Here is a 20,699-nt window from a genome sequence, read left to right on the forward strand (position 1 = left end):
AAATTTTAAAGGTTTGAAATATCTCACTTTACTATTGTTCTTATGGTTCTACCAATCAGCTGTTGGTCAGGGTTTCCAACAGGATATTGTATACGAAGAAGTGGATGAAAATTGCTTTGGCAACCAAAGCTATCAAGCCGACCCCGAAGCCGAAGCTATCGTGGACGAAATCATGGCCCAGATGGGCTTAAACAGAACCTTTAAAATTAGGCAATGCCCAAATATTCAAAACGCATTGGCCAGTATACAAGAAGACAATAGTGGTAAAAAAGACCCATATATCCTATATGACCCCATTTGGCTTTCCAAAATGAAGAACAGTTCCCGTACGGATTGGGCTTCCATAGGGGTTTTGGCCCATGAGGTGGGTCATCTTTTAAACTATCATTCTTTGAACAATGTGGGGAGCAATCACAGGTATGAGATCAGTGCAGACCGGTTTGCCGGGTCTACCATGGCACGTATGGGAAGTACGCTTGAGGAAGCGCAAAGCATGTTCAAAAACTATCCTGAAAAAGCCTCTAGCACCCATCCCGGAAGGGCAGAACGTTTGGAAGCCATAAAAGAAGGATGGAACAGGATCAATAATCCAACCCAAAGAACGGTTCTGTTAAATGAAAATACCCCGGATCGGGATATTCTTCCAGAACATATTATTAACAGGTATTATAAGTCAGTTGGAGGTCAAAAGGAACTAGGCCAAATAAGGGAACTAAAATTTAGCGAAAAAATTACCGAAAAAATTGGTCAAAGCTTAAATGCCGTATCCAATGAATTTGAACATGAATATGTGCTGAACCCAAATATCATCTTGGTAAACAAGCCCTTGGAGGGACGGGATTACAGTGAGAATTACAAAGTGGAAAACGACTCGTTATTATGGAAATTTTCAGATAAGGAAAAATGGAACCAAGGTGCTCCCCGCATAGGTACAGAAAAACAAGATGACTATGAGTTTAAAAAGGACATTGAGCCAAGCTTGAGCAATTTTTTTGAAGACTTTGTTTTACTGTCCAATCCAGAGGTAGCGACCTACGACGGAAGGGAAAGAATCGACGGCATCGAATGTTTTGAACTCAAACTGCCCGAGGAACGCCTGGAATTTGGTGACCTACAAAAAAAGGGGAAACGTGTGACCGTAGAAAAAAGCTATTATTATCAAACGGCCACGGGATTGCTGTATGCCATCGTAGAAAAAGAACTGATCGAATCTTTTAAAAAAGGAAATCCAAAGGATAAGGAAAACAATGAACGAAAAATAATTTATGGAAATTATAAAGATTTCCAAGGCCTTCTTTTTCCAACTGAAATTACCGCAAGTCTGGTTCCCTTAAAAAGTGACATTCCTCAGACCGAAGAAGGTCGGTATCAGGAAAGAAAAATAATGGATATTCAGTTCTAACAATACTTGAAAAGTGATATTTTGTAGGTGTTTTCTTTAATATATACCAGCCATTTCCTTCCCTGTAATTAATTGATTATCAATACCCAATTCCAAATTATACCCAGTAATGGGTATTTCTTCATTTGGTCTAACCCATTATATTTGATTTTATCGATAAACCTATCTTTTTATCGACAAAAAGCATTTTAACAATGATAAAAACCATGAAAATTTTCTATATTGAAAATCCCCTTATTTGTCCGTAAGGACTTTCAAACCACCAACCAAATGCAGAGAGACCACTATATTATATCATTTATACTTTTTTTACCATTTCTGGCACTTGCCCAATATGGACACGGAACCGTTTTTGATAACTATGGCGGCATCTATAACGTGGTACAAAACCCGGCCAACAGTGTTGAATCCAAATACAGATATCATATCAACGGCATGTCCTATCACTTTTTCAACCCTACGGACATTGGCGAAACCGATTTTCAAGACATCAACCAAAATCCAAATGGTTTTAATGCCCTAAAATTTTCCGAAAACGAGGGGAATGCGAGCAATGAGAACAATTCTGCCGTAAATCAGGATATTATGCTGCCATCAGTGCTTTGGGGGTTTTCTCCCAGACATGCCGCTGCATTTTTATGGCGTTCCCGTTCCTATACGGATTACCAAGGATACAATGGAGGGCTTTGGGCACGACTGAGCAATGCCGATTATAACGGCTCCATATCCATAAATACATCCAACTTCAACAATACCACCCACCAATGGGACGAATTTGGTATCAACTATGCTTTTGCCGCCATTAGGGGTAACTATCACTTTTTAAAAATTGGTGGTACCATTAAATATTTGGCAGGTAGACGGGGTACCGAAGTTCGAGGTAGCATTACAACCGATGAAAATGGAAATGTAACGAGCGTTGAGAAACTGACCTATTTAAATACCAGTAACGAGTTTCCTCCCTCAAATAGCAATATGGATACCGAAGGCTTTTACACCTACAGCTTTGGGTTTGATTATAATGGACAGGGAATTGGGGGAGATATTGGCCTCGTATACGAATGGCGACCCAGGGAAACCAACCGGGTTGGGGCTAGAAACAGTAGTGCAACTGTGAATACTTATAAATTACGATTGAGCGCGGCTGTTTTGGATATTGGTAGTGTAAAGTATAGTAAAGAAGATAGAAATTCTGAACAGGATAATAATATAGAGAAACGGGAAATAACGTATACGGGTAATCCTCTATCAACCAGCGACCTACCTACGCTATTTAATGAGTTGAATGGAAATAATGATTTGGATATGCCTATACAACAGGGCAGCGTCACTTTTGCGCTTCCTCGTTCCTTACATATCAATGCCGACTACCTAGTCCTTAATGACAATAAATACTACGTAAACTTCAACTATGTACAGGCACTGACCTCCAAGGAAGATGAATTTACCAACTCGAGGTTTGGTATGGCTACGTTGGCTCCGCGGTTTGAAACCCCGGATTTTAGCGTAAGTATCCCCTTTGCGTATGTAATGGAAACAAGTAGTATCCATGTTGGGTTGGCAGTTCGCTATAAATACATCACGGCCGGTTGCGCTGCCTTAGCTAATATAGCTACTGGCAAACCTTTAAATCACGTTTATTTTGGAATCAGCCTTCCTGTTTTGGAAGAGGTGTTTTAAAAAGATTGAATATGAAAAAAAAATTACTACTTCTCATTATACTAATTGTTACGACTTGGTCTTATGGTCAATATACGGCTATTCCTGACGCAAATTTTGAACAAGCTTTAATTGACCAGGGGTATGATTCAGAAGGGGGGGCTGTCGATGGTCAAATATTGACTGCTGATATATCCATTATTTCTCAATTGCAACTGACTAGTTATAATATTACAAATTTTCAAGGTTTGGAAGCTTTTTCCAATTTAACTGCCTTTACCCTTACAAACAATCAATCTGCAACAATACAAGAAATTGATTTCAGTGCTAACTTATTATTAGAAGATATAACAATAATTAATGTGCCAAATTTACCAAGTGTAAATATTTCTCAAAATAGCGCTATAACAAATTTAACAATAGTTACTCGGGGTAATTTGTTCTCTACTATTAATCTTTCCGGAAAGAGCAGTATGACCTCATTACAGCTTGCTGATAATCAAATTACCGATATTGACTTAAGTGGTGTACCCAATTTGGTAGATCTTAGTTTAGCTATTAACCCTTTGACAAATGTGGATGTTAAGTCTTTATCCGCACTAGAGACTTTGGATACATACGAATCACAGATTACCACATTAGATTTATCACAAAACACTAATTTAACAAGATTAAATAGTGATAATGGATCCTTGACTTTTGTTAATTTACAAAACGGGGCAAATAATCTACTCACATCCGTTGAACTGAATGGCAACGCAAATCTAGCTTGCATCCAAGTGGATGATGTAACTTATTCCGAACAACAAACCCTACTGGGAAACTGGAGTAAAGATGCCGCAACCACTTATAGTGAAAATTGTGGATATACTTTTATACCTGACACCAATTTTGAACTAGCCTTAATAACCCAGGGAATTGATTCCGAAGGTGGACCCCCAAATGGCCTTATACTAACCTCTGATATTTCTAGTAGACTTTCCTTGGATATTTCTGGACAGGGTATTAACGATTTATCAGGTCTTGAGGATTTCTCCTCATTGGAAATTTTAAATGTTAGTGACAACAATTTAGATGAGCTACGATTACAGAATCTAAGTTTGGTTGAAATACGTGCAAACAACTGTAATTTGGGAGGTAAGCCAATTCGATTCCAAAATCGCCCACCCAATGGTCCATTTTTAACGAATGTAACAAGGTTGGAACTACAAAACAATGGTATTGGATCTCCCGGGTCCACCATCAGTTTTGGTGGCGTCCCCAACGTTACCAATTTGGATATAAGTGATAATAATTTTGGAACCATCCAGCTTAATGAATCCACTTCCATTGAAACACTATTGGCTAATAATTGTCCCAATCTTACGACCTTGGCCAATTTGGGTTCTCTGAACAATCTAGAATCTTTAGGGGCATCATTTTCGGGCTTATCCGAATTAGATGTAAGTCAAAATGGTCAGCTTTCCTTTTTGAATATCAGCGGAAATACGTTGACCTCATTGGACCTTTCCAATAACAACGTAATTGGAAGTGTCTATGCTGGCGACAATGATTTAACTACTATCTCATTGCCTACTACCACTACCTTAACCGAACTCTATGTGGAAAACAATGTATTCTCTGCTTTGGATGTAAGTACAGCAGATCAAAACTTGTTTGATTTGGACGCCACTGGCAATCCAAACTTAACTTGCATTCAAGTTAGCAACCTTGATTTTGCACAAAGGGCTTGGTCAATTGACGCTGGGACATCTTATTCCACAAATTGTAATCTTCAACCTTTTACGATAACGGCGAGCATCCCTGGTACAACAGGTAACCCGCCTGCAATCGAAATTACAGAAGGAAATAGTTTTACCTTGAATTTTAATGCAGATGCAACCGCTCAAAACGGAACTGTATATAATCCAATTATCTTGGTGACCAAGAATGGCGTTGATGCAACCGCTGATTTTTCGATTACTGGACTAAACCAGCCTATAACTGTTGATAATGCTATAAATCCCGATGGTAGTATTTCTTTTACACCATTGGATGATGGTAACGATACTGGTGATGAGGTGTATACCATAACGGTGGCTTCCGACAATACAGCTGCTTATACCATACAAACGCCAGAAACTTTTGTGGTAACGGTGACAGACACTTTAAATGCACCAATACTTTTGAGAACAACGGTAATAGGAGCTACACCGAATGGAAATAATTATGAAATATTAGAAGGACAGACTTTAGAGATACAAATAGAAGCTATAAATGGCATAAATGGAACTTCTTTTACTATACCATTAGATTTGAGTAATACTACCGCTCAAAGTGCAGATTATACTGGGCCAGAAACCTCATTTGACGTTACAGTAGATGCTAATGCTAATCCTGATGGAGTTTTAACTTACGTAATTGTAGCCAATGATGGTGACGATGCGGACGAGGTTCTAGATATCATTTTAGACCAACCAGTAGGGTATCAGTGGGAAGAAGTTGCCGGAGATGGTTTTTTAAGAATTAGTGTTACTATTAATGAACCTTCTAGTTCAGTATTTACAGTAATACCAAGTGTAACTGGTGATGTAACTGGAACTTCACCCAACTTCGAAATTATTGAAGGTCAGACTTTTTTTCTAAATTTTGAAGCAGATGAATTTGCTTTGGATGGTACCGAATACAATCCTCAAGTTTTTATAATAAAAGATGGTTTTGAAGATTCAAGTGATTTTGAAATTGATAATCTTTTTAAAACTATCACTGTTAATTCAAATAATCCGGATGGGTTTATAGAATTTACTGCAATTGATGATGGAGTTAATAGTGGTGATAAAGTTTATGAATTTGAAATTTTCTCTGATGATAATCAAGTTTATACCATTCAAGATTCGTTCACTTTTACAGTTACTATTAAAAATAAATTTAATCCAAATCAACCATTTGCAGTCGACATTTCTTTTGAGGGGAATATACAAATAGATGAGGTGGGTAGTCCTTTATGTTGTTTTTGGTATTTTGTTGAAGAAGGCGAAAAAATAACGATTAATTATAATTCTGAACAGCAAGCTCCTGAAGGGTCAGAATATCGAGTTAATTTAAATGTAACAAATAATGGATTTGCTCCAGAGGGAAGTGTTTATATCCCATTCAATAACAACACAGATGATTATAGTTTTACGGAAAATATAGAGGAAGAATTGGTAAAGGTTGTTAATAATAATGAAATTGATGGTTTTACGCAATTAACAATAGCCGACAATGTTGATGAAGGTGATACACTGGAATATTTTACTTTAAACTTCGAATCGCAGAATAATCTTAACCTTTTAGGTGCTGATGAAAGTGGTAATTACACCTTTGTTATAATAGAAGCCCCATTTGCACAATTTCAAACTATAATATCAAATGCCAGTGAACCTTCGGAAGAGCAACCTCAAGCTGTAAACGGAGAAGTCTTTTTTAAGGTTGATAATCCTAATGTAGAAGACATTAAAGTTCAATTTAAACTTACGGGTAGTGCTACTTATTTGGTAGACTACCAACTATCTCCTATGGAAAATATTGAGGTAGTTGATGAGGACGCTCAAATTTTTAGCATTCCATTAGATCAAAATGGAGAGGCTAGTGTTGTGGTAGTTCCGATTGATGAAGACGCAAATAATCAAGAGCCAGAACCAAGCGAGTCGGTAATTTTTACCTTGGTGGATAGTTTTGGATATAAGGTTCAAGTAGGTGAGTTTGCAGAAGTTTCTATACTGGATACGGATAGGTCTACAAACTTTGTTTTTCTTGCCGATGTTGCAGATAACAATCAGTTAATATATGAAGATGAGTCTAGGGGTTCAACATCCTTTTTTGAAGTTTTATTACTTGATCAAGACAATAATGCTCTAACTGCAAGCGAAGATATTTTGGTTAAATTTTCGATTCAAAGAGAAGATAATCAACCAATTACAGGCGTAGATTATCTAATATTTGATGGTAATGATAATAATAAGGTAGACATATCTCAGAGTAATGAGTTTTATGTGACTATTAATTCCGGTGAAAATCGTGGTTTAATTTCGGTTGAGGCCTTACCAGATACAGTGGTTGAACCTCAAAACGAAAGAATACAAATTCAATTAAGTTCAGGCTCTAATTATGAGGTCAGGCAAATTGAAAAGACGGAGTCTATTTTCATTGTAAGTGAACAAAGAGGTGACCAATTTGACCCAAGTCAAATCCTGGCAACAGTCAGCAGTCGAACCTGCCCTGGATTTAATGAAGGCTCGATTTCGGTAGCTAATAATACCCAATTCAATTTTATAGCAGAACTATTACCAACTCAAGAAAATGTTCCGAACCAAGAATTAGCTCAAGATAGTGACATTACTTTTGATGAATTGCCTGCTGGTGAATATGTGATTAGATTAACCGCTATTGATAATGAAGAGATTATTCCACCTTCTTTTAATTTGACTATTCGGAAGAACTTAAATTCTCCTCAGCTTTTATCCTCAATGGTTAATTCGGAGAAAAAGGAAGCGAGTCTGAAAGTATCAGGAAGTAAATTTTATGAAGTACTAATAAATGATAAAAGATACCAGCATCGATTTGAAAATGATGGGCCTAATGAATTTAACCTTCCTTTACAAATAGGAAAAAATTCAATCCAAATTATAGGGGAAACTCAATGCCAAGGTATAATAGATCATGAGATTTTCTTTAACGATTTAAAGATTTTTCCAAATCCGGCAAATAGTATTGTTCACATTGATGGATTATCAAGTACAAATAACTTAAAATTAATTTTCTACGATACTACAGGCAAAGTTGTAGCTACTTTCGAAGGATTGAATCAAAAATCATCAAATTGGGAAGTGAATTTGGAATCATTATCCGATGGAACTTACTTCTGTAAAATCATTTCCGAGGATAAAGTTATCAACACCATTAAATTAATTAAAAATTAAGTAAATGAAATCTAGATATTTCTCCATACTCGTAATACTAGCTCTCATTTTTGTATCCTGTGAGGGTGAATTTATTCCTAAAGATAATTCCATTACCCTAATTGAACCAGATGGTTTATGTGAAGGAGGGGTTTCAACCACAAACAATCGATTAGAAATACCGTTTTCTTGGTCCGTAGACAGTGAAACAGGTTTCAAAGAATTTAGCATACAATTGATAAGGGAAGATGATAATTCAACTTCCAATTATAATGTAAGTGGTATAAAACTGGATACGATAATTACCTTGGAAAGGGGTAAGAATTATCTATGGTCAATTATTGGAAGACTAAACTCTGGCGAAGAAATCCCCACTAATCAACAAGGCTTTTTTAGTGAATCTGAACCTATATTGGATGTTCTGCCATTACCTTCTAAAATTTCCTTTAGAACAACAATAACCGAATTTGTTGTTTCATGGTCGAATGACAGAGAAAACATAGACAATTTAAGTTATGATGTTTTTCTGAGCAATAAATTTGAAACAAATGAAATTATCGAAGATGTCACCGTCCTAACCTATAATCAACGGGGTACAACTAGATCTGAATCTGATTCCAAGGAAGAAACCATCCCCTTAAATGAGTTGTCATCTGGTGATTACTATATATTTCGGATTCAAACGAATAAGACCGAAGGTGGTATTACTAACAGTACGAACTCATATTTAAAAATTTCAAAAAGTTAATTTGAAACTTTTTCAAACATGAGAACAATTGAGTTTTTATATATACTATTGCTAAGCTGTTTATTTGACGCTGAGGCTCAACAAAAAAATAATCCATTATTTGAATCGAAAGAAATACTGCCCCTCCAACTCTCCTATACTAACAAACAAATAAAAAAGGAGACGAATAAAGAAAAGGGCATTCATACCAATTTACTATACAAGCAAGGCCAAAATTGGGATACCCTTCCCATATCCCTTAGGGCCCGGGGGAACTTTAGAAGGAATACCTGCTATTTTACGCCTTTAAAAATCTACTTTAAACGAGGCGGTACCCAAAGCACGCCTTTTGAAAACCATAAAAACGTAAAAATAGTACTGCCCTGTCTTTTGGAAGACCGTAGTAACGATGATGTACTCAAGGAGTATCTGGCCTATAAAATGTATGAATTGCTATCGCCTATCCACTTTAAAACCCGCCTGGCAACCTTGGAATATACGGATACCCGTGGTGAAAAAGATGAACTACACCCCTTGGCTATTTTTTTAAATGACTCAAAAAACAGTCTTTACAACGATGAGGGAGCGTGGGCCGCTCGAAAAGCAAAAAACCACACCTTGCTAACCATTCTTATCGAGGATGATAAGGTGGTGGCCAGGCGCCATGATGCCAAAGTGCTTAAACGTTTTGTGCACCCCTTAAACCAAGAGGAGACTATCTCCATCATCAATGCATTTTTTCAGTTTATGATCGGGAATACCGATTTCTCAACGGCCTACAGTCACAACCAAAAACTGATTTTTAAAGAGGGAAAAAGTTATCCCATTCCCTATGATTTTGATATGAGCGGTCTGGTGAATGCTTCCTATGCCGTTGTATCCAACATAAATAACACTTCTTTGGACATTGATAAAGTGACCGAACGCCAGTACCGGGGATTTAAAAGAAATTTTGCCCTTTTTGAAGATACCCGCATGCATTTTCTTTCAAAAGAATCAGAAATCCTAAAAATACTGGAAGCGCATAAACCCTTATTCAATGAATCTAAAAGCTATGAGACGGCGCACGATTTCATATCCGACTTCTTTGCCATTTTGAAAAATGACCTTCGGTTTCAAAAAGAGATTGTGGAGCTAGCGAGGGAAAAATAACCCGCCTTTACTTATAATAAGAGTTGAATACCGTCTTGGTATTGATATACTTTACCAAATGCTTATAAAACTTTACAAATCCTGCACTAAAAAGCGTCACGGCAATAATGGGAGCAGATTTGATGACAATCCCATTTTTGAACAGGGCGATGGTCAACCAAACAAAGAGTACGGTAAAAACGAATAAAATGGCTTTACGTACGGTCCTATAACTGATCTTTAATTTCGTGTCCAGCCAAATGAAGTAGGCACTGGCCAAAAAGCTTAGTAAAAAGGTCAGGATAACAATCCAAAACAAAGGAACTTCATATAGAAAAGTATCATACAGGAGCATTGAAATGATATTGGCGTGTATGACCATACCATACATATCGGGGATGCTTTTACCGGCCGTTACCTTGTTCAAAGGGGTAAAGTGTTTGTCTTCCACATCAAAGGGGTTTCCGGTAGGGCTGCCCAAATAACCGAACAAAACAATTTTGTCCTTTACCATTTTTTTATCGGGAAAAGAAAGAAAATCCTTTAAAGGAAAATGGACAAATCCCAAGTAATCACTCTTATAGTTTATCAATTTCGGTTTCAACATTTTTTTGGGATAACCTCTGGCGTACCATTCATCCGTGGTCATATATGCCTTGGCAACGGTTACAGGAAATGCCTCAAAAGTATTCTCCTGAAATTCATGAGTGGGCGTAAATTCGCGAACCACCGCATCCTGATAGCCAAAATTGTAGTTTACATAACCCTGTTTTCCATCGCGCACGAAAAATGGATGATTCAAAAAGAATTGATTTTCCTTTAAAATATAGCCCGATATTACTTTTTCATCATTCAGTGTTTGGGCCAAAAGGGTATCGGTCTTAGTTTTATCAAAATGTTGGAGCATAACATCAAAACCGATTATGGCTGGATTTTCATCGAGAACCTTTTGCAAACCCTCCAAAATAGTCTCCCGATTTTCATGCCCAATGTTAATCAATACAATCTCAGAAACCATATCCGAATTCGGATGCATTTGTTCGCTGTAGTAAATATCCAGAAAACTAAAGTCCTCCAAGGCCTTTTTTAGGGGATTAAAAAAGTTAAGGTTAACGAAAAGTAGCGATAGCAAGAAGCAGGTTATCAAGGAAAGTATAGTGCTCAAAAAAGCATCCCTCCATAATAATTTTCTTTTGGATCGTTTCTGTATAAGTTCGGAATCCATGAAGGCCTTTGTTTAATAGGGGCAAAATTTATAATCCGCACAGATAGCTTCCTTAATCTTGGCCTCTGGATATCCCAATAACGTAAACGTTTTGATCAAGACATCCATTTCCTTTTTCAATTCCTGAAAAGTCTCATCATCCAACAAAGTAAGTGTGTTGTATTTTATGTCCTTCAAACTAGGAAATGGCTCCAGACTAATGGCCCATTCATATTGTCTTCCCTTTTTCAAAAGATTATTGTCCACATAAAGTAGCATAGAATCTGAAGCGGTTCCTATTTTGGTAATATGGTCGCCATCACGCTGTTTTAGAAAAAGATAAACCAAATCGGCTTCTGAATTGTTCTCCCAACGGAAAAATATACTGGGCTGATATAATTTGGCACTATCCACTGGAAAATGTTTGATGATCGTTCTATCTTCCCTATACACTACCCCGGCTTCCTGCTTACTTTTTCGGCGGTTTGTGAACTGCGTCCACACATACGTAAAATACTTTCTTGTAAACGAAGTTTGGTTTAATTGCACCTTGTTTTTCGAAATATCCTGAAAAACATACGCATTTGGGCCTGACAAAGCAAAAATCTCCCCTGTTTGGTTTACAAGGGTAACCTTTTCATCATCCGAAAGTCTCAAGGTATCCAAAGTCTCAAAATATACGCCCCTAATGGCCTTTTTATCCGAAGAAAACAAAGGTTCTCCCGTTTTTTGATATATATAATAGCTTTCCTGCCCAAAGCCTTCGGCAGTATATACTAAGCAAAAAATGATGAAAATCAATCGTGAAAAAAGAATCCTTGCCATTTAAATCGTTTATATAAATAATGTGCCAACTTTTTGTAAAATCCTATCAGACCAATACTAAAAACCATGACCGCGGTTATGGAAGCTGTTTTAAATAGTAGTTTTTGCCTGAAAAGCAACAAGGCCACCCAGACAAAAAATACGATAAAAAATAGTTGAACTATATTCAACCTAAGTATATAACTGGCCAACTGTCTTTTATTCAGCCAAATAAAGTAACAAAGGGCCATGTACGTCAATATGACCGTTAACAGGATACGCATCCAATTGGGAACTACTTTTATAAAATTACCTTCAATAATCATTTGGACAATATTCGCGTGAATGACCAGCCCAAAGGTATCTGGCGGACTTTTCCCCACAAATCTGGGATTCATCGGGGTAAAATGTTTGTCCTCCAAATCAAATCGATGTTGAATGGGATTACCCAAGTATCCTACCATAACTATTTTGTCCTTCATCAAATGAGAAAACTCATCGTTCATTATTTCATCATATTCCAATACGAGAAAGAAATCCCTGTTTCCGGTATAATTGATGGGCCTGTCGATTGAGAGAAAGTTATCCATCCCCATGTCCCAATCAGGCGCCCTAAATTTCTTCGATACCGCCGTTCCAAAAGCTTCCAAGATGGTATCGTTTTTTTTATAGACACCCCTAAAATTTCTTATTACTGCGGATTCATCATCAAAATTGAAATTCGAGTATCCTGATGCAACTCCTTCTTCAAGTATGTTTTTATTTGAGACTATTCTTTTATCATCATTTAGAACATAGGCTGCGACTATGTTTTCACTTTTAAGAAATTCCGAAAGAAAACGATCCCATACGGGATCTTCCAAATCTTTGAATATGACGTCGACACCGATTACTTTTGGTTGGGATTCCTGTATCTTTTGTAGCATCCCTGCCAGCTCCTTTCTATTGCGCCTATCAACATTGACCAAAATGATGTTCTCATTTATATTTGGATCATTCGTTTCTAGCTTTTCAGCATAGTACATATCCAAATAACTAAAATCCTTAAACGCATTTTTAAATGGACTAAAAAAATTAAGGCTAACACCTATCCAAGAGACTATGCCCAACACGGTAAAGGCGAAAATCATACACAAAAATGCCTCTTTGAACAAACTCTTGTTCCTCATAAAAAAGTTATAGAAATACCTTTTTTTATTTGAATCCTGCATGTAGAAAACAATTAAGAGGTTTGTTTATGGACTCCTTTGATCTATTTTTTATCCGATAAATTTTTACGAAAAAAAGGAAAACCCGAGGTAACGCTGATTACCTTTCTTCCAAAAAGGTCCATAAAGGCGATTTTATTTTCATTTTCATCAAGCAGTATGGTCAACTGTTCATCATTGTTTTTTAATATGAACTGCTGCTGAGGATCAAAAGATGAATTTGAATTCTGTAGGTCCCAAACATAGTTGGTATCGTCAATGAGCACTTGTTTTAATTCCTGAGCACTGTTGACATTCAAAGTGTCCAGTACTTTTAGCTGATTGTAATATTCATTTTCAGTTCCTTCGATAAGCGTTTTGACCAAATCAATTCTAATGACTGTATTGGCATTTTCAATTTTACCGAATCTTTCCGGGTTGATCAAGGCCTTTATTTTTGTACTTTCTATCGTACCGGAGCCCTTGCTTTTCTCCGACTTCTGCGAAGACATACAAGAGTACATCAATAGAACGACCATCAAAAGAGCTAGTTTTTGCATTCTAGGACCTTTTAATATCCAATATCATCATCGCCAAGGAACCTTTATCGAATTCCGCTTTAAAACTCATTTTATCCTTACTCAACTTCATCGCTTCTTTTTTGATTAGCTTGTCATCAAAAATCACGTACAATCGATCTAATAACGTACCATCCAATTCTTGAAGTTTGGATTGCACCTCCTTCATGTCTATTTTTTCCAAAGAAAAAACAACTATGGTAAATTCCTTTTCCACATCCTTGCTTAATCTCGCATAGGCCTTAGCTCCTTTTGGCGCCGCAGGCAATATAACTTCGGACTTATCGGAATTTATAAAGGGGCTTATTGAATCCTTATGGGGAAATAAAGGGGAAAACTCATTATCTGAATCCATCCCAAAAACATATACATAAGCGGGTTGATTTACTTTAGTTACCATACGATACCTAGTTCCGGTACTATAAACATCTTCCGTAATATAATCTCCAATACTTTCATCCTCTTTTTCAATGACCACATCCTGAGCACCAAATACGGATCCGGTATATTCGCCCTTTTCATTGCGTACGTTCATAGGTTCGTTACTTCTAAGGATAAAGTCGACCTCTCCCGCCAAAATCTGTTTTTCCTCTTTTTTGACCTTTAAGGGTATCATTTCAAAGGCATATCTTGTATACTCGGCAAAATCTGAATACCTGATCCACATGAATCCATCATTTCCCCATGTAGGCCCCCAACTATTCACGATTTCAAAAGAACCGCCGTACTTATCATCGTCATATCCAATTACACACATGGCATGCCCCCCGGTTGTCCCCAAATTATCAGGGACATAAACATTCTTGGCACTTTGAAATGCATTATCTACCATAAACCCGATAACCACGGGATTTCCATTTAGAAGTGAACGTTTTACACCATCTACTTTAAACTCCTCCGACTCATCGGAACCAAATATTCTTGCAAAATCCTTTATCTTGAATCGCTCGGCAGAGCCATACAGATTTTCCGGTATCTCCGTATCACACATAACACTATAATCCTCGTAGTACGGCACACCCTTTTCCACCATGGCTTCCATGGCTTTACCTATATAGGCACCTCCCTGACAGTTATAATCATTTTCCACATTTGAATGTAGGTAGGTGAATACAGGTGCAAAAGTACCTTTGGCAATTGTAAGCGAATCTTGTACATCATACAATCGAGATTCCAAGATTGTCCGTCCATAGTATGCTGTCGCCCACCCTACACAAGTACTATATCCCCCCTGGTTTTTTATGGGAGGGACAAAGCTTTTTAAAGTAGAGGAAGTGAATTCAGTTACCACATCTTGGAAAGCAACATTTTTTGCTTTTACCGGGGTATTTTCATAGGCTTCATCATCAAATAAGAGTCCTGTACTACGTTGGGTTTGTGAGTACCCTAATACAGAAATAAAAAATAAGAGCAAGGTGAGATTTCTCATTTCAATATCTAATTGGTTATGAGGACAATATACTATTTTTTTAAGAAGCCCAAAGTACCGTTTATTGGGTATTTATAGATAAATTGGGTAGTTTGAACGCCTTTGTAGTATAATTCTTTAGTATACTGGTGTAAAGACATCACCTACACCAAGGTCCTCTTGATTTCCCTTCTCAAAAAATAACCGGTAACGATGGTCGCCAGCACATCTGCGATGGGAAAAGAAATCCAAACGCCTAGTTCTCCATACAATTTTGGAAGAACCAGAATCAAGGGAATGAAGAAAAAACCTTGTCTGGAAAGTGTCAATAATAAGGCGGGAACGGCCTTGCCTATAGCCTGAAAATAGGCTGCACCAATAAGCTGCAAGGCTATGATCGGGGTTGCCGCAAATACCCAACGCATGGCATTTGGGGCATTTTCGAAAACAAAGGCATTGGTTTCCAAATCTTGGGCGGACATGTCCGGGTTATCGCTCAGGAAAAGTGCCGTAATTGCTTCGGGAAAAATCATGAGCCCTATGAAAACTACGGTCGCTAATAGAGAGGCGTAGGTGATTGCCGTATTGATGGTCTTTCGTACCCTATGGTATTTTCGGGCCCCATAATTAAATCCGGCAATGGGTAAAAATGCTTGGGTAACCCCAAATACCGGAAATAAGGCAAACATCAACATTCTGCCAATAATGGCATACACCGCCACCATCGCTTCACCGCCCAATGCGAACAATATATTGTTCATTATCAGATAAATAATACTCACCACCGCCTGCCTTGCCAAGGTTACAAAGCCTAACGATCCTATTTCGCTTACCACCGGTACATCCAATCCCAAATGTTTCCATTGGATTTTCATTTCGGAATGCCGGGAAAAGAAAAAGTAGCCAACATATAGAAAGCACAGTATGTAGCCGACCGTAGTGGCCCAGGCAGCGCCTGCCATCCCCCAATCAAAAACATAGATAAAGACATAGTCCATCAAGAGGTTACCTACGGAAGGAATAATCATGGCGATCATGGCAAATTTGGGTTTGCCTTCGGCCCTAATAACGGTATTCCCCATCATGCAAAGTGCCAAAAAAGGAACTCCGTACAGCACAATGGTATAATACACCTTGGCCGGATCGTATATTGCTCCTTTTCCCCCAAAAGCGGGAATGATGGACTCAATAAAAGTGAGGCCGACAATGACCATGGTAATGGTTATGATCAGGGTAAGGGTGATTTGGTTTCCGAAAGTCGTAAAGGCCTTTTCCTTATTTTCGGCACCAAGGGCCCTAGAGATGATGCTAGACCCTCCAACCCCAATGGCCATTCCCAAGGCCCCTATAAAGAACGAGACAGGAAGTACGACGTTAATGGCCGCAATGGCAATGGAGCCGATCCAGTTGCCAACGAAAATGGAATCGACCAAAACGTTCAAGGACATCACAAGAATTCCTATACTAGCCGGCACCGCCTGCCCTACCAATAGCTTTCCAATAGGCTGCTTGCCCAATTCTTCCGATGTGAATTTGGCCATAGGCCGAGTTCTTTTGAATTAAAAATGGTATTAAACCACCGTAGCTGTGGAGGTCCTTTCGCTCAGAATTCCATCCGTTATGCCATCCCATAACTGAATTCTTCGCTCCAGGGCCCTTTGGGAAACTTCCAGTACCTCATCCCATTTATTAGGGTCATTTCCGCAAAGTTCCATGATCATCTTCAACGAAAGCGGACCGTGTTCGTCGCCATCCAGTTCTATATGTCTTCTTAGATAATACTCCAACTTGGGGTATAGAGGTGCCTTTTCGTTAGACTCGATGATCTTTAGGAACATATCTGGTATAAGTTCCTCCCTTCCAAAGGTGAAGGCCGCCGCAATTTTGTGGGCTTTGCCTTCCGCTATTACAGCGAAGGTAAATTGCATAAATTCCTTTACGGCATCCGGCAATTCTGATTGAAAGATACTTGTTTGGATATCGCCCGATTTTTTAACCGTATCAATAAAGGCTTCAACAGTGTTCGTATCGGCATCCACTTCCTGCATGGCTTCCAGGTACATCTCAAAATGGCTCTTGTAATTTCCGGCCTGGTCCCTATCAGTCTCTTCCTCCAAGACGATTTCGTTGATAAACCGGGCCGTATTCGTATTCTTTGATGGAATCCAAGGAGTGGTCACGCACGTTAGGTTTATCTGTAAGGCCTTTAGTAGGGACATGAAATCCCATACTGCATACACATGCCCTTCCATGAAAATCCGTACGTCCATTATGGTAGTCAACTCATTATATAACTGATGATTTTTTAAGGCAGTCCTTAAAGGTTCCAAGGCCTTTTCTATTTTCTCTATGTTTACTTTGCTCATACCTTTTTCAACTAGTTTAATGATGTGGGAGTACGCCATCCTTTTCCCAGGTTTCAATCCATTGCGCCATTAAGGTAACCCAGGCATCGCTATCATTTAAGCATGGGATGTGCTTGTAGCTTTCTCCCCCGGCTTCCATAAATTGATGCTTACCTTCCATGGCTATTTCCTCCAAGGTTTCCAAACAATCCGCCACAAAGGCAGGGGTTACCACGGCTAGCTTCTTCTTGCCTTCCTTTGCAAATCGTTCAAACTCGAAATCCGTATAGGGTTTTAACCAAGGATCGTTGGGCAAACGCGATTGGAAGGATACGCTCACCTTTTCCTCCGGTAGGTTCATTTGGGTACGTACCAGTTCCGTCATTTTATAACACTGATGCCTATAACAGGTATGATGGGCCACGGAATTGGTATGGCAGCAAGAACCGTCAATTTTACAATGATACTTTGTCGGGTCTGATTTTCGGATGTGGCGCTCCGGTATCCCATGGTAGGAAAACAGGATATGGTCGTACTCAAAATCCTTCAAACCTTCCTTAATGGAATCCGAAAGGACTCGGATATAGTCGGTATTTTTATAAAATGCCGGTAAGGTGGTAATTTTTAGTTCAGGAAAAAAAGCATCCTTCACTTCCAACGCCTTTACTACCACGGTTTCATAGGAAGACATGGCATAATGTGGGTATAAGGGCACCAACAAAACCTCGTCCACACCCTTATTCTTAAGCTCTTGAAGCGCATTTTTAATGTTCATGCTTCCATAGCGCATCCCCAGGGCTACGGGTATCTGGGATTGTTGACGCACTTTTTCCGTAAAGCGTTCCGAGAGTACGATCAAAGGGGAGCCCTCCTCCCACCAAATTTTTGAATAGGCCTCGGCCGACTTCTTAGGTCGGGTTTGCAAAATGATTCCCCGCACGATGATATTCCGCAACACTTTTGGGACATCTATGACGCGTTCGTCCATAAGAAACTCGTCCAAATAGGGTTTTACATCCTTTGGGGTTGGACTATCTGGAGAACCCAGATTAACCAATAATACTCCTTTCATGCTCCTCATTAATTTTTGAATTGCAAAAATAAGACTTGGAAATAGATGATATTTTAATTTAGGCCATTAGTTTTCTATACTACCATAAACCCAATCAATTTCCATTCAATTAATTTCATAGCCCATCAAAATTTAGTATGTTGTAAATAAAGAAAGAACGAATGGATTTACTTTTTAAGGATATTCCTAGGGAGTCAATGATGTATTTGGGCCTTACGGCTGCCACATTCGTAATACTTTATTGGAGTACACTTTTCGTGCTTCGAAGGTTAGGAAAAGACCCCAAATATCTCTTGCCCGAAGGTGTTATGAAGCGTGTGGCCCTTCCTATTTTCCTCATATTTATCTCCATTATCATTCGGATGCATTCCTTCCGACAGCTTTTTGGTTTGACCGATGAAGCATATTGGTTCAAAAAGGCCAGTACCCTGTTGTTCATCTTTGCCATGACCTGGTTGATCATTGGGATATTAAAAGTGATGAAACAACTCATCATCCACAGGTATGATGTAAACACCACCGATAATCTAAAGGCCCGAAAAATCTATACCCAATTCAATATTCTGGAGCGCATCGTCATTTTCATAGTCATCATTCTGGCCGTTGGCGCGGCCCTTATGAGTTTTCAGGAAATCAGGGAATTGGGGCTTAGTATTTTTGCCTCCGCAGGGGTTGCCGGTATCATAATTGGATTTTCCGCCCAAAAATTGATCGGTACTGTTTTGGCGGGCATACAAATCGCCATTGCACAACCTATAAAATTGGACGATGTGGTCATTGTGGAAGGCGAATGGGGACGTATTGAGGAAATAACCCTTACCTATGTAGTGGTGAAAATCTGGGATAAACGCCGACTCATAGTTCCTACCCCCTATTTCATTGAAAAACCTTTCCAAAACTGGACCAAAACTTCTTCCGATATTTTGGGAACCGTTTTTTTATACACGGATTATAAGGTTCCATTTGATGCATTGCGGGCAGAGTTGACGCGCATTTTGGAAAATACCGATTTATGGGATAAGGAAGTAAACGTGCTACAGGTAACCGATAGCAAGGCCAATTATGTAGAGATAAGGGCGCTGATGAGCGCCAAGGATTCGCCAACGGCATGGGATTTGAGGGTACATGTACGGGAAAAATTAATAACTTTCCTTCAGAAAAATTATCCAGAGAGTATTGTACATAATAGAGTTTTGATGGGCAATCTTGAGACAGATTCTTCAAAATAAATTAAAGCATCATGAGACACATCTTATTGTTAAGCCTACTTCTTATATGCTACCAAACGGAGGCACAAACCGTTACCTGTTCCCCATTGGACAAAGAGACCGTGGTTTCCAAGATTGGACAGGTTCAAAATTTGGAAAACCCTGATTTTGGACAGACCATGGTAGCCATAGGCAAAACCTTCCTCAAAACTCCCTACGTGGCCAAAACCTTGGAAATTGGGGACACGGAAACCTTGGTGGTCAACTTACAAGGACTAGATTGCACCACTTTTGTGGAAAATGTGCTCGCATTTTCGTTGATGTTGAAAGAGGACAAATCCTCATTTGAGAATTTCATAGAAACTCTAGAAACCATTCGATATAAAGATGGTAATTTGGACGGATACGCTTCCCGACTCCACTATTTTTCCGAGTGGATTGCCAACAATGCCGAAAAAGGCTTAATGAAGGATATTACATTAGAGATTGGCGGAAAAGAAATTACCAAGGACATCAACTTTATGAGCGAGCATCGCGATCTCTATCCCTTTTTGGCAGACGATAGTAATTTCGAAAAGATAAAGGCTTCCGAAAAGTATCTGAATAGTCGGCCCATTTGTGTCCTGGCCCAAGATCAAATTGCCGACAACGAGCATTTGATACAATCCGGGGATATCATTGCCCTTGCAACGTCAATCAATGGCCTGGACGTAACCCATACCGGAATTGCCACGCGGGAAGCGGATGGCAGAATCCATCTTCTCCATGCCTCTACAGGTTCTATGGAAGTAGAAGTTTCGGAAAAACCGTTGGAGGAATATTTGAAAAAAGTCAAGGGGAATACTGGTATTATGGTGGCGAGGCCTCTTTAGCTTTCTCATAAATACTTTTCAGTTTAAAATCAGTAATTCCTATACCAAGTTAATACTAAGTCTCCATCGATCAACCCTGAAAATTACCGACCTAACAACTTGTCATGCTGAGTAAAAGGAAACATCCGATTCTAGAAGAGATTCTTCCCCAGTACTACGTACTTCGTCAGAATGACAAAAAAA

General features: G+C 38.8%; 15 protein-coding genes. 7 read left to right on the plus strand and 8 right to left on the minus strand.

Annotated features, from left to right (window positions below; genetic code table 11):
- The first annotated feature begins 13 nt into the window (after positions 1–13).
- The 5 genes from PP181_RS01970 to PP181_RS01990 all read left to right on the plus strand — a co-directional run bounded on the left by PP181_RS01970 (position 14) and on the right by PP181_RS01990 (position 9,859).
- Positions 14–1,402: a M48 family metalloprotease gene (locus tag PP181_RS01970; protein ID WP_272635778.1), complete on the plus strand. Its 1,389-nt coding sequence runs from the start codon at positions 14–16 to the stop codon at positions 1,400–1,402.
- Between the two features lie 270 nt (positions 1,403–1,672).
- Positions 1,673–3,082, plus strand: a complete 1,410-nt coding sequence (locus PP181_RS01975) for a DUF5723 family protein (protein WP_272635779.1) — start codon at positions 1,673–1,675, stop codon at positions 3,080–3,082.
- Positions 3,083–3,093: 11 nt separating this feature from the next.
- Positions 3,094–8,001 (plus strand): T9SS type A sorting domain-containing protein, encoded by a 4,908-nt coding sequence (locus PP181_RS01980; protein WP_272635780.1) that lies wholly within the window; start codon positions 3,094–3,096, stop codon positions 7,999–8,001.
- A 4-nt stretch (positions 8,002–8,005) separates the two neighbouring features.
- Positions 8,006–8,728, plus strand: coding sequence for a hypothetical protein (locus PP181_RS01985; RefSeq protein WP_272635781.1), 723 nt, complete (start codon positions 8,006–8,008; stop codon positions 8,726–8,728).
- An 18-nt stretch (positions 8,729–8,746) separates the two neighbouring features.
- Entirely contained in the window at positions 8,747–9,859 is a 1,113-nt protein-coding gene (locus PP181_RS01990) for a hypothetical protein (RefSeq protein ID WP_272635783.1), read from the plus strand.
- A 7-nt stretch (positions 9,860–9,866) separates the two neighbouring features.
- On the opposite strand, the gene PP181_RS01995 is transcribed toward PP181_RS01990, so the two are convergent.
- From PP181_RS01995 to hemH, 8 genes are all read right to left on the minus strand, one after another.
- On the minus strand, positions 9,867–11,063 hold the full coding sequence (locus PP181_RS01995; protein WP_272635784.1) for a CHASE2 domain-containing protein: 1,197 nt from the start codon (positions 11,061–11,063) through the stop codon (positions 9,867–9,869).
- Between the two features lie 12 nt (positions 11,064–11,075).
- Positions 11,076–11,867, minus strand: a complete 792-nt coding sequence (locus PP181_RS02000) for a hypothetical protein (protein WP_272635785.1) — start codon at positions 11,865–11,867, stop codon at positions 11,076–11,078.
- Entirely contained in the window at positions 11,840–13,015 is a 1,176-nt protein-coding gene (locus PP181_RS02005; RefSeq protein WP_272635787.1) for a CHASE2 domain-containing protein, read from the minus strand. Before PP181_RS02005 ends, PP181_RS02000 begins: the two co-directional genes overlap by 28 nt.
- Positions 13,016–13,098: 83 nt before the next feature.
- Positions 13,099–13,593 (minus strand): hypothetical protein, encoded by a 495-nt coding sequence (locus PP181_RS02010; protein WP_138256515.1) that lies wholly within the window; start codon positions 13,591–13,593, stop codon positions 13,099–13,101.
- A 1-nt stretch (position 13,594) separates the two neighbouring features.
- Complete coding sequence (locus PP181_RS02015) at positions 13,595–15,040, minus strand: C1 family peptidase (RefSeq protein WP_154917612.1); 1,446 nt, start codon at positions 15,038–15,040, stop codon at positions 13,595–13,597.
- Between the two features lie 143 nt (positions 15,041–15,183).
- Entirely contained in the window at positions 15,184–16,560 is a 1,377-nt protein-coding gene (locus PP181_RS02020) for an MATE family efflux transporter (protein WP_272635788.1), read from the minus strand.
- 30 nt (positions 16,561–16,590) lie between these two features.
- Positions 16,591–17,385, minus strand: coding sequence for a DUF3050 domain-containing protein (locus tag PP181_RS02025; RefSeq protein ID WP_272635789.1), 795 nt, complete (start codon positions 17,383–17,385; stop codon positions 16,591–16,593).
- Between the two features lie 16 nt (positions 17,386–17,401).
- A complete protein-coding gene (gene hemH, locus PP181_RS02030) occupies positions 17,402–18,436 on the minus strand; it encodes a ferrochelatase (RefSeq protein ID WP_272635790.1) in 1,035 nt (344 codons plus the stop codon).
- A 161-nt stretch (positions 18,437–18,597) separates the two neighbouring features.
- Here hemH and PP181_RS02035 point away from each other — a divergent pair, with 161 nt between their 5' ends.
- Positions 18,598–19,665, plus strand: coding sequence for a mechanosensitive ion channel family protein (locus tag PP181_RS02035; RefSeq protein WP_419776354.1), 1,068 nt, complete (start codon positions 18,598–18,600; stop codon positions 19,663–19,665).
- An 11-nt stretch (positions 19,666–19,676) separates the two neighbouring features.
- The gene (locus PP181_RS02040) at positions 19,677–20,516 is read left to right on the plus strand and encodes an N-acetylmuramoyl-L-alanine amidase-like domain-containing protein (protein WP_272635791.1); all 840 of its coding nucleotides are present in this window, start codon (positions 19,677–19,679) and stop codon (positions 20,514–20,516) included.
- Positions 20,517–20,699 lie beyond the last annotated feature (183 nt).

This window comes from Maribacter sp. PR66, from assembly GCF_028464205.1.
Classification (GTDB): Bacteria; Bacteroidota; Bacteroidia; order Flavobacteriales; family Flavobacteriaceae; genus Maribacter; species Maribacter flavus.